The following is a 25783-nucleotide window of genomic DNA, read 5'->3' on the forward strand; positions in this document are numbered from 1 at the left end:
TCATGCGCGTCCTGATTATTGAAGATGAAGAAAAAACCGCAGACTACCTGCACCGCGGCCTGACGGAGCAAGGCTATACCGTCGACGTGGCTCGTGAAGGCGTCGAAGGCCTGCACCTGGCCCTGGAAAACGATTACGCGGTGATCGTGCTCGACGTGATGCTGCCAGGCCTTGATGGCTTTGGCGTACTGCGCGCCTTGCGTGCGCGCAAGCAGACGCCGGTGATCATGCTCACCGCCCGCGAGCGCGTGGAAGACCGCATCCGTGGTTTGCGCGAAGGCGCCGACGATTACCTGGGCAAGCCGTTTTCCTTCCTGGAACTGGTGGCACGCCTGCAGGCCCTGACCCGCCGCAGCGGCGGTCATGAGCCGGTGCAGGTGACGGTCGCCGATTTGTGGATCGACCTGATCAGCCGCAAGGCCAGCCGTAACGGCGTGCGCCTGGACCTCACCGCCAAGGAGTTCTCGCTGCTCAGCGTGTTGGCGCGGCGCCAGGGCGAGATCCTGTCCAAGACCGCGATTGCGGAAATGGTCTGGGACATCAATTTCGACAGCGACGCCAACGTGGTGGAAGTCGCGATCAAGCGCCTGCGCGCCAAGCTCGACGGGCCATTCGAACAGAAACTGCTGCACACCATCCGTGGCATGGGGTATGTGCTGGAGAGTCGCCTGGTGGAGACCCCAAGTGGTGGCTAACTCAATTGCGCTGCGCCTGAGCGGCATGTTCACCCTGGTGGCGCTGCTGATCTTCCTATTGATCGGCGGCGTGTTGTATCAGCAGGTGGACCGGGGCCTGGGCTTGTTGCCGGGGGCCGAGTTGGATGCCCGTTACAGCGTGCTCGAATCCTCGGTGAATCGCTTCGGCACACCGGACCATTGGCAGAAGATCAAGGCCAAGCTCAAGCTGTTGGGTGAGGAAGACAAGCGCATTCGTTTCTGGGTGGTGAGCAGCGATCCGACCTACGAATACGGAGAGCCCGATGCGCAGATCCGCGCCTTCGCCGAAGGACAAACCGGCAAGCGCGACTTGCATCTGCCGGGCTACAAACATCCCTTCAAGGCACTGGTGAGCCAGTTCCCGGCCAAGGATCAACGCCCGCCGCTGCGCTTTATGATCGCCATCGACACCGAGAACTTCCGCGCCACCCAGCACCATCTGCTGGTGGCGTTGATCAGCCTGGCACTGGTGGGCGTGGTGCTGGCCTCGCTGCTGGGGTTCTGGGTGGCGCGCATCGGTCTCAAGCCGCTGATCAAGCTGTCGGAGGAAGCCCGCAAACTCGCCCCGCCGAAACTCTCCGGGCGCCTGCAGCTGTCGCCGCTGCCACCGGAGTTGAACCAGTTCGTCAACTCGTTCAACGCCACCCTCGACCGCGTGGAGCAGGCCTATTCGCGCCTGGAATCCTTCAACGCCGACGTGGCCCACGAACTGCGTTCGCCGCTGACCAATCTCATCGGCCAGACCCAGGTCGCGCTGACCCGCGGGCGCTCGGCCGAGCATTACTTCGAGGTGCTGCAATCGAACCTCGAAGAGCTGGAGCGCCTGCGTTCGATCATCAACGATATGCTGTTCCTCGCCAGCGCCGACCAGGGCAGCAAGGCCACCAAACTGATCGAAAGCTCCCTGGCCGACGAAGTGGCGACCACCCTCGACTACCTGGACTTCATCCTCGAAGACGCCCAGGTGCAGGTACAGGTGCATGGCGATGCCCAGGTGCAGATCGAAAAGGCCCACCTGCGCCGTGCGCTGATCAACCTGCTGAGCAACGCGGTGCAGCACACCGAGCCGGGGCAAGTCATCGTGGTGAATATCGAAGTGCAGGAACATCAGGTGGCAATCGGTGTGACCAACCCCGGCGATGTGATTGCCAGCGAACACCTGCCGCGCCTGTTCGAGCGCTTTTATCGGGTGGACGCGTCACGCAGCAACAGCGGCGCCAACCATGGCCTGGGGCTGGCCATCGTCAAGGCAATTGCCTTGATGCACGGCGGTGATGTGTTCGTGCGCAGCGACAGTCGTGGCAATACCTTTGGCATCACCCTGCCAACCTAATTCCTGAAACCACCACGACCCACTGTGGGAGGTGGCTTGCTCCCGATAGCGATAGATCAGCCAGAACATCGGTGACTGACACACCGTCATCGGGAGCAAGCCCCCGCCCACACTGGGATCGCAGTGCACCCGTCATCGAGGCCGCCGTCCCAACTGTTGCGGTTTGGGCAACAGTCATTATCTTGTTACACTCTGTACCGTACCGCTCGCCTGCGTTAAGTTGACGCATCGATGAGCGCGACGGCAAAGGCAGCCTCCCGCTTACCCGAATTTCCCTCGACTTATTTCCAGGGCTCTACACTGGGAATCTGTCTTAAAGCCGCTGACTTCAGCGGCTTTTTTTTGCCGTAAAAAAGGCCAGGCATCCCCCCACGACATTGGCCGTTTCCGTTTGACCAAAGGAGCTACACCGGTGAAGAACTCGCTGACGTTCACCCCGTTATTCCTCGCGATTGCAGCAACGATCGTCCCTCTTGCCCACGCGGCAGACACCACCCCCGCCGACGGTTTCGTCGAAGGCGCCCACCTCAACATCAACACCCGTAACTACTACATGAACCGCGACCGTCGCGACATCCACACCGATGACAGCAAGGAATGGGGCCAGGGTTTCATCGGCCTCTTCGAATCCGGCTACACCCAGGGCACCGTCGGTTTCGGCCTGGACGCCCATGCCATGCTCGGCCTCAAGCTCGATGGCGGTGGCGGCACGGACGGCTCCAGCATCCTTCCGTACGGCAGCGGCAACGGTAAGGCGCCCGGCTCGTTCTCGACGGCGGGCGGCACCTTGAAAATGCGCGCGTTCGATACCGAGTTGAGGGCCGGCGACCTGTTCCTCAATAACCCGGTGATCGCCGGCGGCGCGACCCGCATGTTGCCGCAGACCTTCCGTGGCGTGAGCCTGACCAACCACAGCCTCGACGGCTGGATGTTCGAAGGCGGCCAAGCCAGCTTCACCAAGCTCTACAACCAGAGCGGCCACCGTCGTATCGGCACCAGCTACGGCGCGCTGCCCAACACGGCTGACAGCCAGCATATGAACTGGGCCGGTGTGTCGTTCAGCGGTATCGACGGGTTGACCAGCAACCTCTATGCCTCCGAGCTCAAGGACGTGTGGAACCAGTACTACTACGACTTGGACTACACCTATGTGGTCAACGAGATGATCAGTCTCAACCCCGGTCTGCACTACTACCACACCCAGGACACCGGGCAGTCGCTGCTGGGTGATATCGACAACAACACCTACAGCCTGCACTTCACCGTGGACGTCGGCCACCACAGCGTCACCGCCGCGTACCAACGGGTCAACGGCAACACGCCGTTCGACTACATCGCGCAAGGTGACAGCGTGTACCTGGACAACTCCCAGCAATATTCGGACTTCAACGGCCCCAATGAGCGTTCGTGGAAACTCAAGTACGCCTATAACTTCGGCGGTTTAGGCCTGCCCGGCCTGACCTCGGCGGTGTCCTATATCAGCGGCAAGACCGACCTGACCAAGGTCGACCCGCAAAGCCGTGGCTACAGCGCCTGGTACAGCGCCGACGGCAAGGACGCCAAGCATTGGGAGCGGGATATCGACCTGAAATACGTGGTACAGGGGGGCAAGGCCAAAGACCTGGCGGTGCGCCTGCAATGGGCGGTCAACCGCGGCAGCAACGGCTACTCGGCGGTGGATCGGGACGTGGATGAGTACCGGGTGATCGTCGACTATCCGATCAACGTGTTTTAAGGCGCAATCTTTCTTTTTAACCACCCATTTAATTTTCATCGGGTAGAACTAAACTGCCAGCATCCACACCGCTGAAGTCTGCCCGATGAGTCAACGCCGTGTTCGTACCGCACCTGCACACCCCGAGCTCCTGTTGATTCTGGGCAGTGGCCTCACTGTTGTTCTGATTGTGATCATTGTCGCGGCGTTACTGATCCGCGAACACGCCAGCACCCTGCAGGCCGCTACCCGTTCAACCACCAACATTGCCCAACTGATCAATGCCGATGTGCTGCGTAACGTCGAGCTGTACGACTTGGCGCTCAATGGATTGATTGCAGCCACCCAGCGCGAGGACTTATCGCAAGTCGCCGCCAATATCCAGCACTTGGTCCAGTTTGACTTATCCACAGCGGCGCCCTTCAAGGGCGAAGTCCTGTTGCTGGACGCCAATGGCAATGTGATCGCGGACTCCTCCACGCTGCGGCCTTCAGCCCGTAATTTTTCCAATCGCGATTATTTCCAGGCGCATACCCAGGACGCGAACGTCGGCCTGTTTATCAGCCGCCCGTTCAAGATCCATTGCGACTGCGACCAGGTCTGGCGCATGGCATTCAGTCGCCGGGTGTCGGGACCCAATGGCGAATTCGCCGGGGTCGCGGTCGCGACGATGCGCCTGGCGTATTTCGACCAGCTCTTCAACACCCTCACGATCGGCAACGGCAGCAGCGTTAACCTGCTGAACAAAAAAGGCATTCTGCTGGCGCAGCAGCCACTGCTTGAACGCGACATGATCGACAAGGACCTGAGCACGCGGCCCAATTTCAAGAGAATGCTGCATGAGGGCATCGGCAGCTTCCAGGCCATCTCAGCCATCAGCGGCAAGGAGCGCTTGTACACCTTCACCACTGTCGGAGAACTGCCGCTGATCGTGGTAGTGGCACTGTCCAGCGAGGACGTGTTCGCTCCCTGGAAACGCGCCGCACTGCTGACCAGTGGCGCCACCGGCTTTCTGTGTATGGGTTTGTTGTGGTTGACCTGGATGCTGCGCCGGGAACTGCGGCGTCGTTTTCGCGCTGAACGCGTCCTGTCAGAACTGGCAGCCACCGACGCGCTGACCGGCCTGGCCAACCGGCGCGTGCTGGATGAACGCCTACGCCTGGAGTGGGACCGCGCTCAGCGCTCAACTGACCCCCTGACGGTGTTGATGATCGACGTGGACCACTTCAAGGCCTTCAACGACCGCCATGGCCATCAGGGCGGTGATGAGGCGCTGCGTACGGTGGCGCAGGTCATCGGCGCCAACATCCGCCGCCCTGCCGACCTGGCGGCACGCTATGGCGGTGAGGAGTTTGCGGTGGTGCTTCCCTTGACCGATACCCGGGGCGCATGGGTGATTGCCGAACATATCCGCAGCGCTGTCGAACACTTGCCGCGGGTAACGGGGAGCGAGCGGCCGATTACGGTGAGCATCGGCATGAGCACCTGGGATAAACGCAGTCGCCTATCGCTGGAGGCGTTACTGTTGAGTGCGGACCAGGCGTTGTACGAGGCCAAGCACACAGGGCGTAATCGGATTGTGGATGCGAGCACCCTGTAACACCTGCGCCTGCCAGGTAAGTGCATCGCATCACGAACGCCGCGCCCCGCACGCCGTCAACTGTTGGCCTATGTCTTATCATCCTTTCTGACGGCCGCTTCCATATAGTTGTCCGAGAAAAAATGCCTGGCGACTTTTATCTCTGGACGATAGAAGCCATTAACAAGCTTATTCATTTCCACTTCTCCCGTACATTCAAGCATACGATGGTTTGATGCCGGTGAAAGCTTCCGAAAATCCTGAACAAGCGATAAGCCAATACCCGCGCTCATGTCCCCCCTTGAAAAAACAGTCTCAAATGGATTAATTTTTCGCTTTGAGATCCGGGCGTATTCGTCACCGCTCAAGCCGTCTATATGTCGATCCAAATTTGGCGTCTGTGCAAAACGCATTTCAACCAAACTTAACCACGCTGAATCCTTGAACGCAGGCGCGTCAAATCCGAAACGAAACGTGGTACCACCAAAACGGCTACTTGGCTTCTTGGGTTCGACGCCTGCCTCCAAGGCAAAAAATACAAAGTCATCATTACCCAATAGCTTTATATCTTCCTGAGGTGAATTATCAGTATTAAAAATAATACTTCGATCAATCAGCTTTTGACGCGAAAACAATGCAATGTTGCCATCCTCACGTTTTACCGGAGCGGCCGTACTATGGGTCGCATACAGAGGCACATTAAAAAACTCGGTGAGAAATTTACTTTCCTGTGCGGACAGCACCCCCAGTTCGTTATAAAGTGTTTTGAGGTTATTTCTTGAAAGTTTATCAATGTGGTCTTTCTCAGCACTGGCCGGCGCGCCCCTCCATAGCGAACCGTTGTGAATCATCCGCTCATGAGACTTTCCACTGATGAATCCCCGAATCGCCTTCACAATCTGTCGAGCAGCAACATCCTTGTCTACCGTGGAACCGCTACCTGATGAATCAGGTAGTGAACCACCCAATCGGCCAGTGGCATCATCAATAGTTACTCGGCGCTTTACACCATTACTTTCCAAAACACCGACTGCCGATGCATCAGGGAAGGTGGGAAGGGTGTCATGGGAATTGGTCGGGCTGATACTAGGCATAATGACCTCTGCTCAGGCTCTTCGCACACTGATAAGTGGGAGGCGACAGGCCGATAAGCACCTGACGTGATCGGGTGGCAAACCGGTGGGAACACTCCAACACCCATTCAATCAGCTCATTTAGTTTCGCAATGAGCTGTGAGAGAGACAGATCGTGATCAGCGATATGACTCATCGCGACCATTGCACCTGACAGATAATTTAGCCCGACGACAGCCGTATCCTTATTCAAGTACTCAAATTGAGATTCAAACAGAAACTTATGCCAATCGAGGACCTCTGTGTCACTCATCGAGTGATCCGAGAGTTCACAAAGAATTGTCATACTCTTTCTGGCTCGATTATCATAAATTGCCAGCTTGAGCCCCTCAACTCTCAACTGGCACGCGCGAGAAGCATCAAACTTCAGCCCGGGTAGACCGAGCTTCAGACCGAACGAGTGCAAGATAGCGTCTTCTTTACTCATGTTCGAACACTCCCGGCATAACCGACGAAGTTCATATCGAACAATCTGCCAAGCTCTAAAATCATAAACATAAAAATCACTCCGAAATTCGTGGAAACCACAATTCAGAGCATCCATGCTTCACATCGAAAAACAGTACGACAGCACTACATTACTCAGACAGCTTGAATAAAGAAAACCAGCTAACTATTGCAAAAAAATTCAACACCTGGCGACCGGAACATAAACCCCTACCCGACCACAAATACATTTCCACCTCGACGCTCCATCGCCGCCCGGATAAATACAAGGCACTGAAATTCAAGCAAAAAAAAAGGCCACCCGAAGGTGGCCTTTCAAAACTAAAGAAAGAGAGTTGTTACTTACACCGCCGCAACGGGACGCATGTAAGAGATCGGTGCGGTGCTGGCATCTTCGAAGGTCACGACTTCCCAAGCGTCTGTCTGCTCAATCAACTTGCGCAGCAGCTGGTTGTTAAGGGCGTGGCCCGACTTGAAGCCTTTGAACTCGCCTATCAGGCTATTGCCCAGCAGGTAGAGGTCACCGATTGCATCGAGGATCTTGTGCTTCACGAACTCGTCTTCGTAGCGAAGGCCGTCTTCGTTCAGTACACCATCCGCGTCGACCACAATGGCGTTTTCAACGCTGCCGCCGAGTGCGAGGTTGTGCTTGCGCAGGTACTCGATGTCACTCATGAAACCAAAGGTACGGGCGCGGCTGACTTCTTTTACGAACGAAGTGCTGGAAAAATCCACGCTTGCACTTTGGGTGCGGTCACGGAATACCGGGTGATCGAAATCGATCTCAAAGCTCACTTTAAAGCCTTCGAACGGGACGAAGGTGGCGCGCTTGTCGCCGTCCTCTACTGTCACTTCCCGCAGAATGCGAATGAACTTCTTGGCTGCGTCCTGTTCTTCCAGGCCGGCAGATTGAATCAAGAATACGAAGGGTCCAGCGCTGCCATCCATGATCGGGACTTCGGACGCGGAGAGCTCGACGTAGGCGTTATCGATGCCCAAACCGGCCATGGCCGAGAGCAAGTGCTCCACCGTGTCCACCTTGACGTCACCGTTGACCAATGTGGTCGACATCGTGGTTTCGCCAACGTTTTCCGCGCGAGCAGGTATCTGCACCACAGGGTCCAGGTCGGCACGCACAAACACGATGCCGGTGTCGACAGGTGCAGGCTTGAGGGTCAGGTATACCTTCTCCCCGGAGTGCAGACCTACACCTGTGGCACGAATAATATTCTTCAGAGTGCGTTGTTTAATCATGGCTTGGACCGCTTCAGCGCAAATTGCGAACTGGTATCAACAAAGGCTGGCGATAATAGCAGACCAGACCTTTGCTGAACACCAATCACCTTCATAGCCCTGATACATTCCATTAATCGGCCTGACGACGCAGGAATGCCGGGATGTCCAGGTAGTCCAGATCATCTTGCGGATTCGGGCTACGGGACGCCGCAGCACCGGCCTGAGCCTGGTTGCGCATCACGGTCGGACGGTCCAGGTCACGGTAGTTCACCGACGGCAGTTCCTGGCGCGAAGGCGCTGGAGCGGCAGCCGATTGGCTGGCGTGGCTGGCTTGGCTGTTATGCAGGGTGTTGTCGATAACCTTCACAGGCTTCTCGATTTTGGCACCCAGGCCGGTCGCAACCACAGTCACGTGCAGCTCATCGCGCATGTCCGGATCGATCACGGTACCGACTTTGACCATCGCGTGCTCGGAAGCGAAGGCTTCGATGATGCTACCCACGTCGGAGTACTCACCCAGGGACAGGTCAGGACCGGCGGTGATATTCACCAGGATGCCGCGTGCACCTTGCAGGTTCACGTCTTCCAGCAACGGGTTGCGGATAGCCGCTTCAGTGGCTTCACGTGCACGGTTCGGACCGCTGGCGCAGCCAGTGCCCATCATCGCCATGCCCATTTCGCTCATCACGGTACGTACGTCGGCAAAGTCGACGTTGATCATGCCTGGGCGCTTGATGATGTCGGAGATACCGCGAACGGCACCGGCCAGTACATCGTCAGCCTTGGCGAACGCGGACAGCAGGCTTGCGTCCTTGCCCAGGATAGTCAGCAGCTTCTCGTTAGGAATGGTGATCAACGAGTCGACGCTTTCAGACAGCAGACGGATGCCTTCGTCGGCGATCTGCATGCGCTTGCGACCTTCGAACGGGAACGGACGAGTCACCACAGCGACCGTCAGGATGCCCATTTCCTTGGCCACTTCAGCAATGATCGGCGCCGCACCGGTACCGGTACCGCCGCCCATGCCCGTGGTGATGAACACCATGTTGGTGCCTTGCAGCACTTCGGCAATACGCTCACGGTCTTCCAGGGCGGCTTGACGGCCGACTTCCGGATTGGCGCCAGCGCCGAGGCCCTTGGTCACGGCTGTGCCCAATTGCAGGATGGTCCGCGCGCCGATGCTTTTCAGCGCCTGGGCATCAGTGTTGGCGCAGATGAATTCAACGCCTTCAATGTTGCTCTTGACCATATGGTTGACAGCGTTGCCGCCGCCACCACCAACACCAATCACTTTGATGACCGGGCTGGCGGGGATGTTGTCTACGAGTTCGAACATGTTCCCTCTCCTTTCGTTTTCTCTAGTTTTTTCGCCTACTGCTTACTGCGGTGTTGCGGTAAATCGTTAGAAATTGCCCTTGACCCAAGCCTGCAGCCGCTCGAACAACGGCGCTTTCGCCTCGTCGTCGCTGCGGTAGCTGTCACGGTTGCTGGGGCCCGACAGGGAAATGCCGTCGGTCTGCTTTTGCAGCCCGTACAACAGCAAGCCCACACCGGTGGAATAAATCGGGTTGCGCACCACGTCGCCCAGGCCTTTGACGCCATGGGGTACGCCCAGGCGAACCGGCATGTGGAAGATTTCCTCGGCCAGTTCGACCGCGCCTTCCATCTTCGAGGTGCCACCGGTCAGCACGATGCCGGCCGGGATCAAATCTTCGTAGCCGCTGCGGCGCAGTTCAGCCTGGATCAGGGTGAACAGCTCGTCGTAACGCGGCTCGACCACTTCGGCCAGGGCCTGGCGCGACAATTCGCGCGGTGGACGGTCGCCCACGCTTGGGACCTTGATGGTCTCGCCGGCACCGGCCAGCTTGGCCAGGGCGCAGGCGTAGCGGATCTTGATTTCTTCGGCGTACTGGGTCGGCGTACGCAGCGCCATGGCGATGTCGTTGGTGACCTGGTCGCCGGCAATCGGGATCACGGCGGTGTGACGGATCGCACCCTCGGTGAAGATCGCGATGTCGGTGGTGCCGCCGCCGATGTCGACCAGGCAGACGCCCAGCTCTTTTTCGTCGTCGGTCAGTACCGAGTAAGCCGAGGCCAACTGCTCAAGAATGATGTCGTCGATTTCCAGGCCGCAGCGGCGCACGCATTTTTCAATGTTCTGTGCAGCATTGACGGCGCAGGTCACCACGTGAACCTTGGCTTCCAGACGTACGCCCGACATGCCCAGGGGCTCGCGAACGCCTTCCTGGTTATCGATCACGTAGTCCTGCGGCAGGGTGTGCAGCACGCGCTGGTCAGCCGGGATCGCCACGGCCTGGGCAGCGTCGAGGACGCGCTCAAGGTCGGCCGAGCTGACTTCGCGGTCGCGGATCGCCACGATGCCGTGGGAGTTCAGGCTACGGATATGATTGCCGGCCACGCCGACGAACGCCGAGTGAATCCGGCAACCCGCCATCAGCTGCGCTTCTTCGATGGCGCGCTGGATCGATTGCACGGTGGACTCGATGTTCACCACCACGCCCTTCTTCAGGCCCCGGGACGGATGCGTGCCAATACCGACGATTTCGATGACGCCGTCTTCCCCGACCTCGCCCACCAGCGCCACCACCTTGGAGGTGCCGATATCGAGACCGACGATCATTTTGCCGCTTTGCACGTTTGCCATGGGTCCTGCCTCTTCTTAATTCTTCGCGACAGCGGGTTGCGCTGCCGTGGGCGCAGCCGGTTCACGCCAGCCGACGGCAAGGCCGTTGGCGTAACGCAGGTCGACGCTCGCAATGTTCGTAATCTGTTCTTTCAAGGTCTTGTCATAGATGGCAATGAAGCGGCGCATCTTTTCCACCAAGCGGTCGCGTCCCAGCAACAACTGGATGCCCGGGCCGGAACTGCCTGCCCCGGTCGTCAAAAACCAGCTGCCCCGTTCACGCAGTTCCAGGCGTGCAATGGAGAAGCCCAGTGGCCGCAGCATCTGGCTCAAGGCCTGGTACTGCTGCATCACTTGCTGCTGCGCCCGCTGCGGCCCGAACAGCTGCGGCAGGTGCTCGTAATTGGCCAGCTCACGCGGGGTGAATGCCTGGCCCTGGTTGTTCAACAGCGCCTCGTCACCCCAACGGGCCACGGGCAGTTGTTCTTCCAGGCGGATCGTCACCTGGTCCGGCCACACGCGGCGGACTTCGGCGTGGGCGATCCACGGCATCTGTTCCAACTCGGCGCGCATACCCGCCAGGTCGATGGTAAAGAAGCTCGCCGCCAGGTACGGGCCGATGCGCTGCTGTACCGCTTGCTGACTGATGTAACTCAGGTCGCCCTGTACGCTGATCTTGGTGATCGGCCGGTCGGCGTACGGCAATAGACGCTGTGCGCCCTCGTAAGTGCCGAAGCCCAACACCACCAGCAGCACCGGCCAGAACAGCGCCTTGAGGAAACCAAAATTGGCTTTCGGCAGGCGCGCCGACATCGGCTCTTTAGCCACCATTCGGCTGGCACCCCGTGGCACCGGCTTGCGGCTCGGTGCTTGTGGGGGCTGATGACGAAGCGATGCGCCTTTCATGTCTTAGCCTCTGGGCTCAATGCTTGCGGCCAGGATCGCCAGCACCAACTGCTGGAAGTCCAGACCGGCGGCACGGGCGGCCATAGGTACCAGGCTGTGATCGGTCATGCCCGGTGCAGTGTTGACTTCCAGGAACCAGAAATTCCCTTGGTCATCCTGCATCACGTCTGCCCGCGCCCAACCGGCGATACCCAGCGCCTCACAGGCTTTCGCCGTGAGGTCCATCAATTCCTGTTCCTTGGTTGCGTCGAGGCCGCACGGGATCCGGTACTGGGTATCGGAAGCCACGTACTTGGCGTCGTAGTCGTAAAAGGTGTGGGGCGTGCCCAATGCGATAGGCGGCAATACCTGGCCACGCAGGGTGGCGATGGTGTACTCGGGACCTTGGATCCACTGTTCCACCAACACTTGCGAATCGTAGGTACTTGCCGCTTTCCATGCGTCGATCAATTCGGCGGCCGAGTTCACTTTAGCCATGCCGATACTGGAGCCTTCATGGGCTGGTTTGACGATCAAAGGCAGGCCCAGTTCCTTGGCTGCAGAAATACAATCGTCTTCGCTGCACAGCACACTGTGACGCGGTGTTGGAATACCCAGGCTGTGCCACACCTGCTTGGTGCGCAGCTTGTCCATGGCCAGCGCCGAGGCGAGGATGCCGCTGCCGGTATAAGGAATGCCGGCGCACTCCAGCAGGCCTTGCATGCTGCCGTCTTCACCGCCACGGCCGTGCAGGATGATGAAGGCACGGTCGATCTTCTCGGCCTGCAGGCGAGCGAGGAAATCATCGCCCACATCGATGCCGAACGCGTTCACACCGGCGCTTTGCAGGGCTTCGAGCACGGCGTTGCCGGACTTTAGCGACACTTCGCGCTCGGCGCTCTTGCCGCCGAACAGCACCGCCACGCGGCCGAAGTCGGCAGGCGTGATGGTCGAGAACAGGGAGCCGTAGTCAGTGGTCATTTCGACTTCCCCTGGGCGGCTGCAAACAGCGGACTGGCGAGCAACTTAGGTGCTAGACCACCGATATCACCAGCGCCCTGGCACAGCAGGATATCGCCGGCACGCAGTAGCGGCTTGACGATCGGCGCCAGGTCCACACCGCGCTCGATGTAGATCGGGTCCAACTGGCCACGCTGGCGGATGCTGTTGCACAGCTTGCGGCTGTCGGCGCCCGGGATCGGCTCTTCACCGGCCGGGTAGACTTCCATCAGCAGCAGCACGTTGGCATCGGCCAGTACATTGACGAAGTCGTCATACAGGTCGCGGGTACGGCTGTAGCGGTGCGGCTGGTACACCATCACCAGGCGGCGCTCCGGCCAGCCACCCCGCACAGCCTTGATCACGGCGGCGACTTCGGTCGGGTGGTGACCGTAATCGTCCACCAGCATCACATCGCCGCCTTCTACCGGCAGTTGGCCGTAGACCTGGAAGCGACGGCCAACACCGGCAAAGCGCGACAGGCCTTCGACGATGGCTTCATCGCTGACGCCTTCATCGGTGGCGATGCAAATGGTCGCCAGGGAATTCAACACGTTGTGGTTGCCCGGCATGTTCACCGAGACGTCCAGCGGCTCACGGTCGGGACGCAGCACGGTGAAGTAGGTTTGCATGCCTTCCTGGCGCACATTGATCGCGCGCACGTCGGCGTCTTCGCTGAAGCCGTAGGTCACGGTCGGGCGCTTGACCTGCGGCAGGATTTCACGCACCACCGGATCATCCAGGCACACCACGGCCAGACCGTAGAACGGCAGGTTGTGCAGGAACTCGACGAAGGTTTTCTTCAACTTGTTGAAGTCACCGTCGTAGGTCGCCATGTGGTCGGCGTCGATGTTGGTGACCACGGCCACCAGCGGTTGCAGGTGCAGGAAGCTGGCATCACTTTCGTCGGCTTCGGCGATCAGGTAACGGCTGGTGCCGAGCTGGGCATTGGTACCGGCTGCATTCAGGCGGCCACCGATGACAAACGTCGGGTCCAGGCCACCGGCGGCGAACACCGAGGCGATCAGGCTGGTGGTGGTGGTCTTGCCATGGGTACCGGCGACGGCAATGCCGTGGCGGTAGCGCATCAGCTCGGCCAGCATCTCGGCGCGTGGCACCACGGGAATGCGGCGTTCAAGGGCCGTCGCCACTTCCGGGTTGGAGGTGTTCACGGCGCTGGAAACCACCAGCACGTCAGCCTCAGCGGCGTTCTCGGCACGGTGGCCGATAAAGATCTGTGCGCCAAAGGATTTCAGGCGATCGGTGACCGGCGACTCTTTCAAGTCGGAGCCGGATACCTGATAACCCAGGTTCAGCAGCACTTCGGCAATGCCGCACATGCCCACGCCGCCGATACCAACGAAATGGATGCGACGGATGCGGCGCATCTCAGGTTGTGGCATGGCTTTCTGATTCTCAACCATGGGCCACCTCCAGGCAGATATCGACCACGGTGCGGGTTGCGTCAGGTTTGGCCAGGCGGCTTGCGGTGCTCGCCATGCTGTTGAGTCGTTCCGGTTGCATCAAAACCTCGGTCAGGCGTGCGGCCAAATCGGCGGCGCCAGTCGTTCTTTGCGGCAGCAGGAAGGCAGCGCCCTCCCCGGCCAAATATTCGGCGTTGCGGGTCTGATGATCGTCAATCGCATGGGGCAAAGGCACCAGCAAGGACGGCAGACCGGCGGCGGCCAGTTCACTGACGGTCAGCGCACCAGCGCGACAGACCACCAGGTCGGCCCAGCCATAGGCATGGGCCATGTCTTTGATGAAAGGCTGTACGTTCGCCTCCACACCGGCTTCGCGGTAACGCGCGGCGGTGACTTCATCGTGGTTCTTGCCGGCCTGGTGGAAGATCTCCGGGCGCAATTCCACAGGGAGTTGCGCCACCGCTTCCGGCAGCAATTTGTTCAGCGGCTCGGCGCCCAGGCTTCCGCCCAGGATCAGCAGGTGCGCCTTGCGCCCGGCCAACGCCTGGCGGGCGATGTCCATGAACAGTTCGATGCGCACCGGGTTGCCGGTGGTGCGGCGCTTGTCCGACGCACTGAACGTATTCGGGAACGCTTCACACACACGTGCGGCCAAGGGCACCAGCAAACGGTTGGCGGTGCCGGCGACGGCGTTCTGTTCGTGCACGATCACCGGCACGCCGGCGAGCTTCGCCGCCACACCACCAGGACCGGTCACATAACCGCCAAACCCGAGCACACACACCGGCTGCACTGCGCGAATTACTTTGCGCGCCTGCCACACTGCCTTGAGCAACACGAACGGCGCCTTGAGCAGGGACAGTTTGCCCTTGCCGCGCAGGCCGGTGACGTTGATCAGGTGCAGCGGCAAGCCAGCATTGGGCACCAGTTCATTTTCGATGCCACGCGGTGTACCCAACCAGTGCACGGTGTAGCCACGGTTCTGGAATTCCCGTGCGCAGGCCAGTGCCGGGAACACATGGCCCCCGGTGCCGCCAGCCATGATCAGCACGTTAGCGCCCATGGGTCGGCTCCTCGGCGAAGTCGCTTTCGCTGAACTCCATCTCTTCGCTGCCCAGGTGGGTACGACTCTCCCACTCAATGCGCAGCAACAAGCCAAGACAGGCGCAGCAGATCACCAACGAACTGCCGCCGTAGCTGAGGAACGGCAACGTCAGGCCCTTGGTCGGCAGCAGGCCGACGTTCACGCCGATATTGATCAGGAACTGGCCGATCCACAGGAACGACAAGCCGTACGCCACGTAAGCAGCGAAATACTGTTTGGCCTTCTCGGCCCACATGCCGATGTACATGCCGCGCACACACACGAACACGAACAACGCGACGGTGCACAGCGAACCCACCACGCCCAATTCTTCGGCCAACACCGAGAACACGAAGTCGGTGTGCGCTTCCGGCAGGTAGAACTGTTTTTGCACGCTGTTGCCCAGGCCGACGCCCAGCCACTCGCCACGACCGAAGGCGATCAACGCCTGGGTCAATTGGTAACCGGAGCCGAACTGATCGGACCAGGGGTCGGTAAAGGTGATCAGACGCGCCATCCGATAGGGTTGCGCTTGCACGAGCACCGTCACCGCCGCCACCGCCAGCACCACCATCAAGGTGAAGCGGAACAGGCCCACGCCGCCGAGGAACAACATCGCCGCCGCCGCCCCCATCATCACGACGGTGGCCCCGAAGTCGGGCTCCATCAGCAGCAGGCCAGCCATGGGCAACAGCACGATGAACGGCTTGAAAAAGCCCATCCAACTCTCGCGCACTTCTTTCTGGCGACGTACCAGGTAGCCGGCGAGGTAAATCACCACGAATACTTTGGCGATTTCCGACGGCTGCACGTTGAACGCGCCGAAGCCGATCCAACGCATCGAACCGTTCACCTCCCGGCCGATGCCGGGCAGGATCACCATGATCAGCAAGCCGAACGCCCCGATCAGCATCAGCCAGCCCAGGCGTTGCCAGGTAGCGATGGGAATCATCATGGTAACGATGCAGGCACCGAGGCCGATCACCAGGTAAACCAAGTGCCGGATCATCATGTAGAGCGTGTTGCCCGACTGTACGGCAGCCACTTCAGAGGACGCCGAAGTGATCATCACCAACCCCAGGCCCAGCAACGCCAGGCAACCGGCGAGCATCGGGAAATCCAGGTCGATACCGCGCCCGGTAATGATCGGCGACGGGTACGGCTTGATGATGTTTCTGAAGTCGATACTCATGCCAAGGCCTCCACGGCGCGGGCGAACAGCTGGCCGCGCTCTTCGTAGTTCTTGAACATGTCGAAGCTGGCGCACGCCGGCGACAGCAGCACCGCATCGCCCGGCTGGGCCAGGGCTTTGCAGTGGGCGATGGCGTCGTCCAGCGACGTGGCGCGGACTTGCGGCACGGCATCGCCCAGGGCGGCGGCGATCAAGTCAGAATCGCGCCCGATCAGCACCACGGCACGGCAATGCGTGGCCACCGGGCCTTTAAGGTCCTTGAAGTCGGCGCCCTTGCCGTCGCCACCGGCGATCAGCACCAGCTTGCCTTCAATATCGGCGCCAAGGCCTTCGATGGCAGCCAGGGCCGCACCGACGTTGGTGGCCTTGGAATCGTTGTAATAGCTGACGCCGTCGAGGTCACGCACCCACTGGCAGCGATGCTCGAGGCCGCCGAAGGTGCGCAGGCTCGAGAGCATGGCGTCGAACGGCAAGCCCACGGCATGCCCGAGCGCCAAGGCCGCAAGGGCGTTGGACTGGTTATGCGCGCCACGAATTTTCAGCTCGCGCACCGGCATCAGGTTCTGGAATTCGAAGGCCAGGTACTTCTCGCCGTGCTCTTCGCGGATGCCGAAGGCTTTGAAATCGGGTTTGCTCAGGCCGAAGGTCCAGCACGGCAGGCCCTCGCCCATCAGCGGACGGCTCAGCGCATCCTGGCGGTTGACCACCACTTGCTTGGCGCCGCGGAAGATTCGGTGCTTGGCCAGGTGATAGGCCGGCAGGCCGCTGTAGCGGTCCATGTGATCTTCGCTGACGTTCAAGACGGTGGCGACTTCGGCGCCAAGGTCGTGAGTCGTTTCCAGCTGGAAGCTCGACAGCTCCATCACGTACAACTCGATGTCGTCGCTGAGCAGGTCCAGCGCCGGCGTACCGAGGTTGCCGCCCACGGCGACACGCTTACCGGCCGCCACAGCCATCTCGCCGACCAAGGTGGTGACGGTGCTTTTTGCGTTGGAACCGCTGATCGCAACGATCGGCGCCTTCGCGTGACGCGCGAACAGGTCGATATCGCCGGACAGTTTCACGCCACGCGCCGCTGCGGCTTGCAGGGCCGGTGTCGCCAACGCCAGGCCGGGGCTCACGTAGAGCTCATCGGCGCGGCACAGAAACTCGACATCCAGCTCGCCACAACGCACTTCCACGTGCGGGTAGTCACGGCGCAGCGTGACCAGCTCCGGTGGATTTTCCCGCGTATCGGCCACAGCAAACGGCTTGCCCCGGTTCGCCAGGAAGCGAACCAGGGACATGCCGCTCTTGCCGAGGCCGACAACGATGCGGAAGTGGTCTGAAGCGATCAGGGACACTCGTTTCTACCTCAGTTTCAGGGTGGCAAGGCCGACCAGTACCAGAATCACTGTGATGATCCAGAAACGGACAATCACGCGTGGCTCAGGCCAGCCCTTGAGTTCAAAGTGGTGGTGAATCGGCGCCATGCGGAACACGCGGCGCCCGGTCAACTTGAAGGACGCCACCTGGATGACCACCGACAGGGTTTCCATCACGAACACACCGCCCATGATGAACAGCACGATTTCCTGGCGCACGATCACTGCAATGGTGCCGAGGGCTGCGCCCAGCGCCAGTGCGCCGACGTCGCCCATGAAGACTTGTGCGGGGTAGGTGTTGAACCACAGGAACCCCAGGCCGGCACCGATCAGCGCGCCGCAGAACACGATCAATTCACCTGCGCCCGGTACATAAGGGATCAGCAGGTATTCAGCGAATTTCACGTTACCCGACAGGTAGCAGAAGATGCCGAGCGCGCCGCCCACCATCACCGTCGGCATGATCGCCAGGCCGTCGAGGCCGTCGGTCAGGTTGACCGCGTTGCTGGAGCCGACGATCACGAAGTAGGTCAGCACCACGAAGCCGATGCCCAGTGGAATGCTGGCGTCCTTGAGCATCGGGATGATCAAGGTGGTTTCGACCGCGCTTGGCGCTGTCGTGTAGAGGAAAATCGCGGCGCCGAGGCCAAACACCGACTGCCAGAAATACTTCCAGCGGCTAGGCAGCCCCTTGGAGTTTTTCTCGATCACTTTGCGGTAGTCATCCACCCAACCGATGGCACCGAACAGCAAGGTCACCAACAGCACCACCCATACGTAGCGGTTGTGCAGGTCGGCCCACAGCAGGGTGCTGATGCCGATGGACGACAGGATCAGCGCGCCGCCCATGGTCGGGGTGCCGGATTTGGACAGGTGCGACTGCGGGCCGTCATTACGGACCGATTGACCAATTTGCAGGTTCTGCAGGGTGCGGATCATCCACGGCCCCAGGAACAGCGACAAACACAGCGCAGTCAGCACACCCAGAATCCCGCGCAGGGTCAGGTACTGAAAGACCGCGAAGCCTTTGTGGAACTGTTGCAGATACTCAGCCAGCAGCAGCAGCATTAATGTTTCTCCGTACTTGAGCCACACAAGGCCGCGACGACGTTTTCCATCACCGCGCTGCGCGATCCCTTGATCAAAATGGTTGTGTGCGTGTCGTGTTCAGCCGCCGTCAGCGCCTGGATCAGCTCGGCCTGGGTCGCGAAATGCCGCGCACCGGGCCCGAACGCGTTGACGGCATGCGCCATGTTCGGGCCGACGGCGTAGAGCGCATCGACTTTGCCGCTGGCGTAAGCGCCGACTTCGCGGTGGGACTGCTCGGCCCAGTCGCCCAGTTCGGCGATATCGCCCAGTACCAGCACCTTGCGAGTGTCGAAGCCTTTGAGCAGGTCGATAGCGGCGCAGACCGAGGACTGGTTCGCGTTGTAGGTGTCGTCGATCACGCGCATGCCGTTAGTTGCCAGTTGCGCGACGGTGCGGCCCTTGACCGGCTGCACTGCGCCCAGGCCAGTGGCGATACCAAACAACGACACGCCCAAGGCATAGGCCGCAGCGGCAGCGGCCAAGGCGTTGGCGACGTTATGGTTACCCAGCAGGTTCAACTGCACCTGTTCGCTGCCTTGCGGGGAGTGCAAGGTAAAGGACGGGCAACCACGGGCATCGACAGTGATGTTCGAGGCGTGGAAATCGGCCGCAGCGTTGAGCACTGCAAACGTCAGGACCTTGCGACCGGCGGCGCGTACACGCCAGGTTTCGAAGGCCTTATCGTCCAGATTCAATACCGCTGTGCCCGAAGCGTCGAGGCCTTCGAGGATTTCACCCTTGGCTTCGACGATTTTTTCCGGGCCACCGAACTCACCGACATGGGCGGTACCGGCGTTGTTGATGATCGCGACGTGGGGCTTGGTCAGCGCCACGGTGTAGGCGATTTCGCCGATGCGCGAAGCCCCCAGTTCGATCACCGCCGCCGTGTGTTCCGGGGCCAGTTCGAGCAGGGTCAGGGGTGCGCCGAAATCATTGTTGAGGTTGCCACGGGTAGCGAGCACCGGGCCGCGCGTGCGCAGCACACCGGCGAGCAGTTCCTTGACCGTGGTCTTGCCGCTGGAGCCGGTGATGGCCGCAACGGGATTAGTGAATGCGGCACGGTTCAACGCCCCCAGCTGGCCGAGCGCCAGGCGCGTGTCGGCGACCAGCAGTTGCGGCAATGCAGCGTCCGCCACTTCACGCTGCACCAAGGCACCTACAGCCCCTTTGGCGGCGACGTCATTCAGGTAGTCGTGACCATCGAAGCGCGGGCCGGCGAGCGCGACAAACAGTTGCCCCGGCTTGATGTTGCGACTGTCGATACTGACGCCGTCGAAGCTGCAATCGCTCGACAGCACTCGGGCCGACAGGGCCTGGGCCAGCTCGTTGAATGTCATCGCTTTAAGCATGGGCGACCTCCCAGGCCGTCAAGGCGTGATCGGCCTCGACCAGATCGGAGAAGGCATGGCGTTCGCCGTTGATTTCCTGATAGTCCTCGTGACCTTTACCGGCCAGTACCACCACGTCGTCAGCGCTGGCGCTGGCGATCAATTGGGCAATGGCCGCACCGCGACCGGCGACGAAAGCGGCCTTGGACACGTCGTTGAAGCCCGCGCGGATGTCGTCGAAAATCTGGCTCGGGTCTTCGCTGCGCGGGTTGTCGTCGGTGACGAGCACGCCATCGGCCAAGCGCTCGACGATCTCGGCCATCAACGGACGCTTGCCGCGATCGCGATCACCGCCACAACCGAACAGGCACAGCAATTTGCCCTTGGCGTGTGGGCGCAGGGCTTCCAGGACTTTTTCCAGGGCGTCGGGGGTGTGGGCGTAATCGACCACCACCAGCGGCTGCTTGCCGCCACCGAGGCGCTGCATGCGACCGGCCGGGCCCTCAAGCTTGGGCAGCACGCGCAGGATTTCATCCAGGGCGTAATCCAGGCCGAGCAGCGCACCGATGGCGGCGAGGACGTTGCTCAGGTTGAAGCGCCCGAGCAACGTGCTGCGCAAATGGTGTTCGCCCTGAGGCGTGACCAACGTGGCGCGCACGCCTTCGTCATTAAATTGGGCTTCACGGCAGAACAGGTACGCGCTGGAATCTTCCAGGCTGTAGCTGATCAGGCGCGCTTCGCTGTCTTCGGCGGCCAGTTGGCGGCCAAATGCGTCATCCAGGTTGACCACCCGGCACTTCAGGTCATTCCAGGCAAACAGCTTGGCCTTGGCGGCGGCGTACGCCTCCATGGTGCCGTGGTAGTCCAGGTGATCGCGGGACAAGTTGGTCATCACCGCCACGTCAAAAGCCAGGGCGGTAACGCGGCCCTGATCCAGGCCGTGGGACGAAACTTCCATGGCGACCGCCTTGGCACCGGCCTTTTTCAGGTCGGCCAGGGTCGCTTGCACGGCGATGGGGTTCGGCGTGGTGTGCAGGCCGCTTTGCAGCGCGCCATAAAAGCCGGTGCCCAAGGTGCCGACGATGCCGCAGTGCTGCCCCAACAGGTCAAGCGCTTGCGCGACCAGCTGGGTCACGCTGGTCTTGCCGTTGGTACCGGTGACGCCCACCAGGTTGAGGTGACGGCTCGGGTCGCCATAGAAGCGACCGGCAATATCCGACAACTGTTTTGCCAACCCTTTAACCGGAATCAACGGCACATCGGTGATCGGCAGCACGGTGGCGCCTTCCACTTCATAAGCCACTGCCGCTGCACCGCGCTGCAACGCATCGGCGATATGCGCACGGCCATCGTACTTACCGCCCGGCACCGCCAGGAACAGGTCACCGGCGCGTACGTTACGGCTGTCCAGCGTCAACTCGCGAATCAACAGATCACGACCGGCGTGGGCAAAAATCTTGTTCAGGCTAAGAGACATCAGCCGCGCCCTCCATTGGCTTTTACAGCAGCGGCCGGTGGTCCGGCGCTCGCTTGTTGGGTCGGCGGCAGGTTGTCCGGCGTGATGTTCATCAGGCGCAGGGTGCCGGACATCACTTTGCTGAACACCGGCGCCGAGACCAGGCCACCGAAGTAACCGGCTTTGCTCGGTTCATCGATCACCACGACGATGGCGTAGCGTGGGTCGCTCATCGGGCCGAAACCGGCGAACAGCGAGCGGTAGGAGTTTTCGGCGTAGCCCTTGGTGCCAACCGATGTCTTACGCGCCGTACCCGACTTGCCGGCCACGTGGTACGCCGGCACCTGGGCACGGAACACGCCACGAGGTGCTTCGATCACTTGTTGCAGCATGCCTTGCATGGTCTTGGCGACGTTTTCAGGGATCACCTGGGTGGCTTTCGGTGCCTCGTCGACGTGGATCAGGCTCAGTGGAACCATTCGGCCATTATTCGCCAATACAGAGAAAGCATGAGCCAATTGGATCGCCGTCACCGACAGGCCGTAACCATAGGAAAGCGTGGCGGTCTCGGCCTTTTTCCAGTCGCGGTAGTTCGGCAGGTTACCCACGCGCTCGCCGGGGAAATCCAGGCCGGTGGGTTGGCCCAAACCGATCTTCTGTGCGAGGTGGTAGATGGTTTCGCCGCCAATATCGAAGGCGACCTTACTCATGCCCACGTTACTGGAGTTGATCAGGATACCTGTCAAATCCAGCACCGGACCTTCGGTGCGCGATACGTCACGAATGGTGTATTTGCCTAACTGCAACGTGCCCGGATACACCTCGACCTTGTCACTGGGTTTCCAGCGCCCGGTTTCGAGGGCGGCACTCATGGAGATGGCTTTCATGGTCGAACCCGGCTCGAACACGTCGATCATGGCGCGGTTGCGCATCATCGCCGGTTGCAGGTTGCGACGGTTATTCGGGTTGTAGGTCGGCTGGTTGACCATGGCGAGGATCTCGCCGGTCTTGACGTCCATGATCACCAGGCTGCCGGCCTTCGCGCCGTTCTCGATGATCGCGTTACGCAGCTCGCGGTTGGCCAGGTATTGCAGGCGCAGGTCAATCGACAACGCCAAGGGCTTACCGGCCTTGGCGTTTTTGGTGACTTGGACATCCTTGATCAGCCTACCGCGCCGATCCTTGATGACTTGTCGTTTGCCGGGAACCCCGGCCAGCCATTCATCGTAGGCCAGTTCCACACCTTCGCGGCCGTGGTCATCGATGTCGGTAAAGCCAACCATATGCGCGGTGGTTTCACCGGCTGGGTAGAAACGACGGAATTCCTCGATGCCGTAGACACCAGGGACTTTAAGGTCGAGCACTTGCTGGCCTTGCTCGGGGGTCAAGCCGCGCACCAGGTAGATGAATTCTTTGTTGGCCTGGGCCTCAAGGCGTTCAGCCAAGGCTTTCGGGTCCTGGCCCAGGGCGGCAGCGAGTTGCGGCCAGCGGTCTTTGGCGACCTGCAATTCTTTGGCGTTGGCCCACAGGGTAGTCACCGGTGTACTGACGGCCAGGGGCTCGCCATTACGGTCGGTGATCAGGCCGCGGTGCGCAGGAATCGGAATATGCCGCAGGCTGCGGGCGTCGCCCTGGCCGATCAGGAAGTCGCGGTCGACCACTTGCAGGTCGATGATCCGCCAGGCGATCGCACCCACCATCAATGCCAGCAAGCCGAGCATCAGGCGGAAACGCCATGGGTAGAGTGCGCCCTCGAGTTTCATCATGGCGCCACCATGCGAACGTCAGCCGCGCCCGGAATGTGCATTTTCAGCTGTTCGGTGGCCAGCACTTCGATGCGGCTATGGGCCGTCCAGGTGCTTTGCTCCAGGATCAAACGACCCCATTCCGCTTGCGCCTTGTCACGCACGCTCAATTCCCCGTACAGGGTGTTGAGCAGTTGACGGTTGTAGTGGGCGCTGTAGGACACCGCAATCGCGGAAACCAGCACGCCGACAAACAACAGCAACATAAAGAAGCTGCCGCCCGGGAGGGGCTTGGCGAAAAGCTTGCTCACCGCAACTTCTCCGCAACACGCATGACAGCGCTACGGGAACGTGGGTTGGCCTTGAGTTCGGCTTCGGAAGCGAACTGCGCTTTGCCATGGATTTTGATTTTCGGCACAAAAGCTTCGAAACGCACCGGCAGGTTGCGCGGCAGGTTGTCGGACTCGCCCTTGACCAGGCGGCGCATGAACAATTTGACGATACGGTCTTCCAGGGAGTGGAAGCTGATCACCACCAGGCGCCCCCCCACCTCCAGGGCCTCGAGGGCAGCCTCGAGGCCGGCCTCCAGGTCGCCCAATTCGTTGTTGACGTGAATGCGCAGGCCCTGGAACGCACGGGTGGCCGGGTTCTTGCCCTTTTCCCACGCTGGGTTGGCGACCTTCAGCACTTCGGCCAGGTCAGCGGTGCGTTCAAACGGCTGGATTTCGCGACGCTCGACCACGGCGCGAGCCATGCGACCGGCGAAGCGCTCTTCACCGTATTCCTTGAACACACGGGCGATTTCTTCCACTGGCGCGGTGGCGATGAACTGCGCAGCACTCACGCCACGGGTCGGGTCCATGCGCATGTCGAGCGGACCATCGTTCATGAAACTGAAGCCGCGCTCAGGGTCATCGAGCTGTGGCGAAGACACGCCCAGATCGAGCAAAACCCCGGCCACCTTGCCTGCCATGCCGCGCTCGGCGACTTCGGCACCCAGCTCGGCAAAGCTGCGCTGCACAACGACAAAGCGGCCGTCTTCGGCCGCTAGCGCTTGCCCGGTGGCAATCGCTTGGGGGTCTTTGTCGAACCCGAGGAGCTTACCGTCGGACCCGAGCTGGCTGAGTATCAACCGGCTATGCCCGCCCCTGCCGAACGTGCCATCCAAATAGCAGCCATCCGCGCGTACGGCGAGAGCCTCAACGGCTTCGTCAAGCAGTACGGTGATGTGGTTAAAGCCGCTATCAATAGTCACAGGATCAAATCACGCAGTTCATCAGGCATGGCGCCCGGTTGTTGAATAGCAGCCAGGTCTGCTGCAGAAACAGCATCCCAGGCATCTTCGTCCCACAATTGGAACTTGTTCAGTTGGCCGACCAGCATTGCGCGCTTGTCGAGCTTGGCGTACTCGCGCAAACGCGGGGGCACCAGGAAACGACCGCTGCCATCGAGCTCGAGGTCGACGGCATTACCGATCAGCAAACGCTGCAGGCGGCGGTTTTCTTCACGCAATGAAGGCAGGGCGCGCAACTTGGTTTCAATCAACTCCCACTCATCGAGCGGGTAAACACATAAACAAGGGTCAACGGCATCAATGGTGATGATCAACTGTCCGGAACTTCGCGAAATGAGCTCGTCACGATACCGGCTCGGCATGGCGAGACGGCCTTTTGCATCGAGACTGATAGCGTTAGCTCCGCGAAACACAGATGCGTTTCTCCAAATTTTAGCGTTTTACGTTCAAAAAACCCACTTTGTGCCACTTTCCGCCACTTGCGCACACTATAGGAATGCGCCCACCACACCGTCAAGGCGCGGATTCAAGGAAAAGCCTTACAGAACGGAGATTTAGGAGCGCAAACGGAGGAGAAACCAGAGTTCGACGGTATTTTTGGCCCAACAAGCGCAGATAGCTCAAAGCGCTATAGGCTAAAGTTAAAGTAATTTATTAAGAGTAAGATTTTTTTGGTATTACGAAGATGCATCTGCCAATGATTTGGCAGGGAGGGATTCTTGCGTTACTACCGGGTTTCTGCCCGAGATTCGGACAGAAGGAAAAAGGTGGAGAGTCGATCTATAAGCCGGGTTCTGTCTTGAACAGTCATTCGTCTACGATGGCCATCACTGGACATCTTTAGCAACCTACCCGGTCCCAGCGCGGGCCACGCCTTGGGACCCTATTTGGTCTTGCTCCAAGTGGGGTTTACCTAGCCACGAACTGTTGCCAGTCGCGCGGTGCGCTCTTACCGCACCTTTTCACCCTTACCGGCACCGAAGTGCTTAGGCGGTTATTTTCTGTGGCACTTTCCGTAGGCTCACGCCTCCCAGGCATTACCTGGCACTTCGCCCTATGGAGCCCGGACTTTCCTCCCCCCCCTAATTTTCATAGAAGGCAGCGACTGTCCAATCGACTCT

General features: G+C 60.2%; 22 protein-coding genes and 1 other RNA gene. 4 read left to right on the forward strand and 19 right to left on the reverse strand.

Features of this window, described 5'->3' with window-relative positions; translation table 11 throughout:
* Nucleotides 1–2: 2 nt before the first annotated feature.
* From BM403_RS06530 to BM403_RS06545, 4 genes are all read left to right on the forward strand, one after another.
* Nucleotides 3–695 (forward strand): heavy metal response regulator transcription factor, encoded by a 693-nt coding sequence (locus BM403_RS06530; protein WP_012722306.1) that lies wholly within the window; start codon nt 3–5, stop codon nt 693–695.
* The gene (locus BM403_RS06535) at nt 685–2049 is read left to right on the forward strand and encodes a heavy metal sensor histidine kinase (RefSeq protein WP_046034341.1); all 1365 of its coding nucleotides are present in this window, start codon (nt 685–687) and stop codon (nt 2047–2049) included. The genes BM403_RS06530 and BM403_RS06535 overlap by 11 nt, the downstream gene beginning before the upstream one ends.
* Before the next feature lie 412 nt (nt 2050–2461).
* The gene (locus BM403_RS06540; protein ID WP_093542142.1) at nt 2462–3784 is read left to right on the forward strand and encodes an OprD family porin; all 1323 of its coding nucleotides are present in this window, start codon (nt 2462–2464) and stop codon (nt 3782–3784) included.
* An 85-nt stretch (nt 3785–3869) separates the two neighbouring features.
* Nucleotides 3870–5363: a sensor domain-containing diguanylate cyclase gene (locus tag BM403_RS06545; RefSeq protein WP_093542144.1), complete on the forward strand. Its 1494-nt coding sequence runs from the start codon at nt 3870–3872 to the stop codon at nt 5361–5363.
* 68 nt (nt 5364–5431) lie between these two features.
* Here BM403_RS06545 and BM403_RS06550 read toward each other — a convergent pair whose 3' ends face one another.
* The 19 genes from BM403_RS06550 to rnpB all read right to left on the reverse strand — a co-directional run bounded on the left by BM403_RS06550 (nt 5432) and on the right by rnpB (nt 25783).
* Nucleotides 5432–6436, reverse strand: a complete 1005-nt coding sequence (locus BM403_RS06550; RefSeq protein ID WP_139237944.1) for a hypothetical protein — start codon at nt 6434–6436, stop codon at nt 5432–5434.
* Complete coding sequence (locus BM403_RS06555; protein WP_093542148.1) at nt 6429–6902, reverse strand: CesT family type III secretion system chaperone; 474 nt, start codon at nt 6900–6902, stop codon at nt 6429–6431. Before BM403_RS06555 ends, BM403_RS06550 begins: the two co-directional genes overlap by 8 nt.
* Before the next feature lie 362 nt (nt 6903–7264).
* Nucleotides 7265–8176 carry a UDP-3-O-acyl-N-acetylglucosamine deacetylase gene (lpxC, locus tag BM403_RS06560; RefSeq protein WP_003171886.1) on the reverse strand — a complete coding sequence of 304 codons (912 nt, stop codon included), beginning with the start codon at nt 8174–8176 and terminating at the stop codon, nt 7265–7267.
* Nucleotides 8177–8288: 112 nt separating this feature from the next.
* Nucleotides 8289–9494, reverse strand: coding sequence for a cell division protein FtsZ (ftsZ, locus tag BM403_RS06565; protein WP_012722300.1), 1206 nt, complete (start codon nt 9492–9494; stop codon nt 8289–8291).
* A gap of 66 nt (nt 9495–9560) precedes the next feature.
* A complete protein-coding gene (ftsA, locus tag BM403_RS06570; protein ID WP_010213031.1) occupies nt 9561–10823 on the reverse strand; it encodes a cell division protein FtsA in 1263 nt (420 codons plus the stop codon).
* A gap of 15 nt (nt 10824–10838) precedes the next feature.
* Nucleotides 10839–11708 carry a cell division protein FtsQ/DivIB gene (locus BM403_RS06575; protein WP_046034338.1) on the reverse strand — a complete coding sequence of 290 codons (870 nt, stop codon included), beginning with the start codon at nt 11706–11708 and terminating at the stop codon, nt 10839–10841.
* Nucleotides 11709–11711: 3 nt separating this feature from the next.
* On the reverse strand, nt 11712–12668 hold the full coding sequence (locus tag BM403_RS06580; RefSeq protein WP_012722298.1) for a D-alanine--D-alanine ligase: 957 nt from the start codon (nt 12666–12668) through the stop codon (nt 11712–11714).
* A complete protein-coding gene (gene murC / locus BM403_RS06585; RefSeq protein ID WP_012722297.1) occupies nt 12665–14110 on the reverse strand; it encodes a UDP-N-acetylmuramate--L-alanine ligase in 1446 nt (481 codons plus the stop codon). Before murC ends, BM403_RS06580 begins: the two co-directional genes overlap by 4 nt.
* Nucleotides 14103–15173 carry an undecaprenyldiphospho-muramoylpentapeptide beta-N-acetylglucosaminyltransferase gene (gene murG / locus BM403_RS06590; RefSeq protein ID WP_093542150.1) on the reverse strand — a complete coding sequence of 357 codons (1071 nt, stop codon included), beginning with the start codon at nt 15171–15173 and terminating at the stop codon, nt 14103–14105. The genes murC and murG overlap by 8 nt, the downstream gene beginning before the upstream one ends.
* Nucleotides 15163–16386, reverse strand: coding sequence for a putative lipid II flippase FtsW (gene ftsW, locus BM403_RS06595; protein ID WP_012722295.1), 1224 nt, complete (start codon nt 16384–16386; stop codon nt 15163–15165). Before ftsW ends, murG begins: the two co-directional genes overlap by 11 nt.
* Nucleotides 16383–17729 carry a UDP-N-acetylmuramoyl-L-alanine--D-glutamate ligase gene (murD, locus tag BM403_RS06600; RefSeq protein ID WP_012722294.1) on the reverse strand — a complete coding sequence of 449 codons (1347 nt, stop codon included), beginning with the start codon at nt 17727–17729 and terminating at the stop codon, nt 16383–16385. Before murD ends, ftsW begins: the two co-directional genes overlap by 4 nt.
* 6 nt (nt 17730–17735) lie before the next feature.
* Nucleotides 17736–18818, reverse strand: a complete 1083-nt coding sequence (gene mraY, locus BM403_RS06605) for a phospho-N-acetylmuramoyl-pentapeptide-transferase (protein WP_064054787.1) — start codon at nt 18816–18818, stop codon at nt 17736–17738.
* Nucleotides 18818–20188, reverse strand: coding sequence for a UDP-N-acetylmuramoyl-tripeptide--D-alanyl-D-alanine ligase (gene murF, locus BM403_RS06610; protein WP_093542152.1), 1371 nt, complete (start codon nt 20186–20188; stop codon nt 18818–18820). Before murF ends, mraY begins: the two co-directional genes overlap by 1 nt.
* A complete protein-coding gene (locus tag BM403_RS06615) occupies nt 20181–21644 on the reverse strand; it encodes a UDP-N-acetylmuramoyl-L-alanyl-D-glutamate--2,6-diaminopimelate ligase (protein WP_093542154.1) in 1464 nt (487 codons plus the stop codon). Before BM403_RS06615 ends, murF begins: the two co-directional genes overlap by 8 nt.
* Nucleotides 21644–23386: a peptidoglycan D,D-transpeptidase FtsI family protein gene (locus tag BM403_RS06620; protein ID WP_175538056.1), complete on the reverse strand. Its 1743-nt coding sequence runs from the start codon at nt 23384–23386 to the stop codon at nt 21644–21646. The genes BM403_RS06615 and BM403_RS06620 overlap by 1 nt, the downstream gene beginning before the upstream one ends.
* Nucleotides 23386–23679: a cell division protein FtsL gene (gene ftsL / locus BM403_RS06625; RefSeq protein WP_004371991.1), complete on the reverse strand. Its 294-nt coding sequence runs from the start codon at nt 23677–23679 to the stop codon at nt 23386–23388. Before ftsL ends, BM403_RS06620 begins: the two co-directional genes overlap by 1 nt.
* Entirely contained in the window at nt 23676–24623 is a 948-nt protein-coding gene (gene rsmH / locus BM403_RS06630; protein ID WP_012722289.1) for a 16S rRNA (cytosine(1402)-N(4))-methyltransferase RsmH, read from the reverse strand. Before rsmH ends, ftsL begins: the two co-directional genes overlap by 4 nt.
* A complete protein-coding gene (gene mraZ / locus BM403_RS06635; RefSeq protein ID WP_003171868.1) occupies nt 24620–25075 on the reverse strand; it encodes a division/cell wall cluster transcriptional repressor MraZ in 456 nt (151 codons plus the stop codon). The genes rsmH and mraZ overlap by 4 nt, the downstream gene beginning before the upstream one ends.
* Before the next feature lie 354 nt (nt 25076–25429).
* Nucleotides 25430–25783: RNase P RNA component class A (gene rnpB / locus BM403_RS06640), an RNA gene on the reverse strand.

The sequence above is a fragment of the Pseudomonas sp. OV546 genome (assembly GCF_900116845.1).
In the GTDB taxonomy this organism is placed as follows: Bacteria; Pseudomonadota; Gammaproteobacteria; order Pseudomonadales; family Pseudomonadaceae; genus Aquipseudomonas; species Aquipseudomonas petroselini.

What these genes read in the sequence shown, in the direction of transcription:
- BM403_RS06530 (WP_012722306.1), top strand. Translation starts at nt 3, where the DNA reads ATGCGCGTCCTGATTATTGAAGATGAAGAAAAAACCGCAGACTACCTG.
- BM403_RS06545 (WP_093542144.1), top strand. Translation starts at nt 3,870, where the DNA reads ATGAGTCAACGCCGTGTTCGTACCGCACCTGCACACCCCGAGCTCCTG.
- BM403_RS06550 (WP_139237944.1), bottom strand. Translation starts at nt 6,436, where the DNA reads ATGCCTAGTATCAGCCCGACCAATTCCCATGACACCCTTCCCACCTTC.
- BM403_RS06555 (WP_093542148.1), bottom strand. Translation starts at nt 6,902, where the DNA reads ATGAGTAAAGAAGACGCTATCTTGCACTCGTTCGGTCTGAAGCTCGGT.
- lpxC (WP_003171886.1), bottom strand. Translation starts at nt 8,176, where the DNA reads ATGATTAAACAACGCACTCTGAAGAATATTATTCGTGCCACAGGTGTA.
- ftsZ (WP_012722300.1), bottom strand. Translation starts at nt 9,494, where the DNA reads ATGTTCGAACTCGTAGACAACATCCCCGCCAGCCCGGTCATCAAAGTG.
- ftsA (WP_010213031.1), bottom strand. Translation starts at nt 10,823, where the DNA reads ATGGCAAACGTGCAAAGCGGCAAAATGATCGTCGGTCTCGATATCGGC.
- BM403_RS06575 (WP_046034338.1), bottom strand. Translation starts at nt 11,708, where the DNA reads ATGAAAGGCGCATCGCTTCGTCATCAGCCCCCACAAGCACCGAGCCGC.
- BM403_RS06580 (WP_012722298.1), bottom strand. Translation starts at nt 12,668, where the DNA reads ATGACCACTGACTACGGCTCCCTGTTCTCGACCATCACGCCTGCCGAC.
- murC (WP_012722297.1), bottom strand. Translation starts at nt 14,110, where the DNA reads ATGGTTGAGAATCAGAAAGCCATGCCACAACCTGAGATGCGCCGCATC.
- murG (WP_093542150.1), bottom strand. Translation starts at nt 15,173, where the DNA reads ATGGGCGCTAACGTGCTGATCATGGCTGGCGGCACCGGGGGCCATGTG.
- ftsW (WP_012722295.1), bottom strand. Translation starts at nt 16,386, where the DNA reads ATGAGTATCGACTTCAGAAACATCATCAAGCCGTACCCGTCGCCGATC.
- mraY (WP_064054787.1), bottom strand. Translation starts at nt 18,818, where the DNA reads ATGCTGCTGCTGCTGGCTGAGTATCTGCAACAGTTCCACAAAGGCTTC.
- murF (WP_093542152.1), bottom strand. Translation starts at nt 20,188, where the DNA reads ATGCTTAAAGCGATGACATTCAACGAGCTGGCCCAGGCCCTGTCGGCC.
- BM403_RS06615 (WP_093542154.1), bottom strand. Translation starts at nt 21,644, where the DNA reads ATGTCTCTTAGCCTGAACAAGATTTTTGCCCACGCCGGTCGTGATCTG.
- BM403_RS06620 (WP_175538056.1), bottom strand. Translation starts at nt 23,386, where the DNA reads ATGAAACTCGAGGGCGCACTCTACCCATGGCGTTTCCGCCTGATGCTC.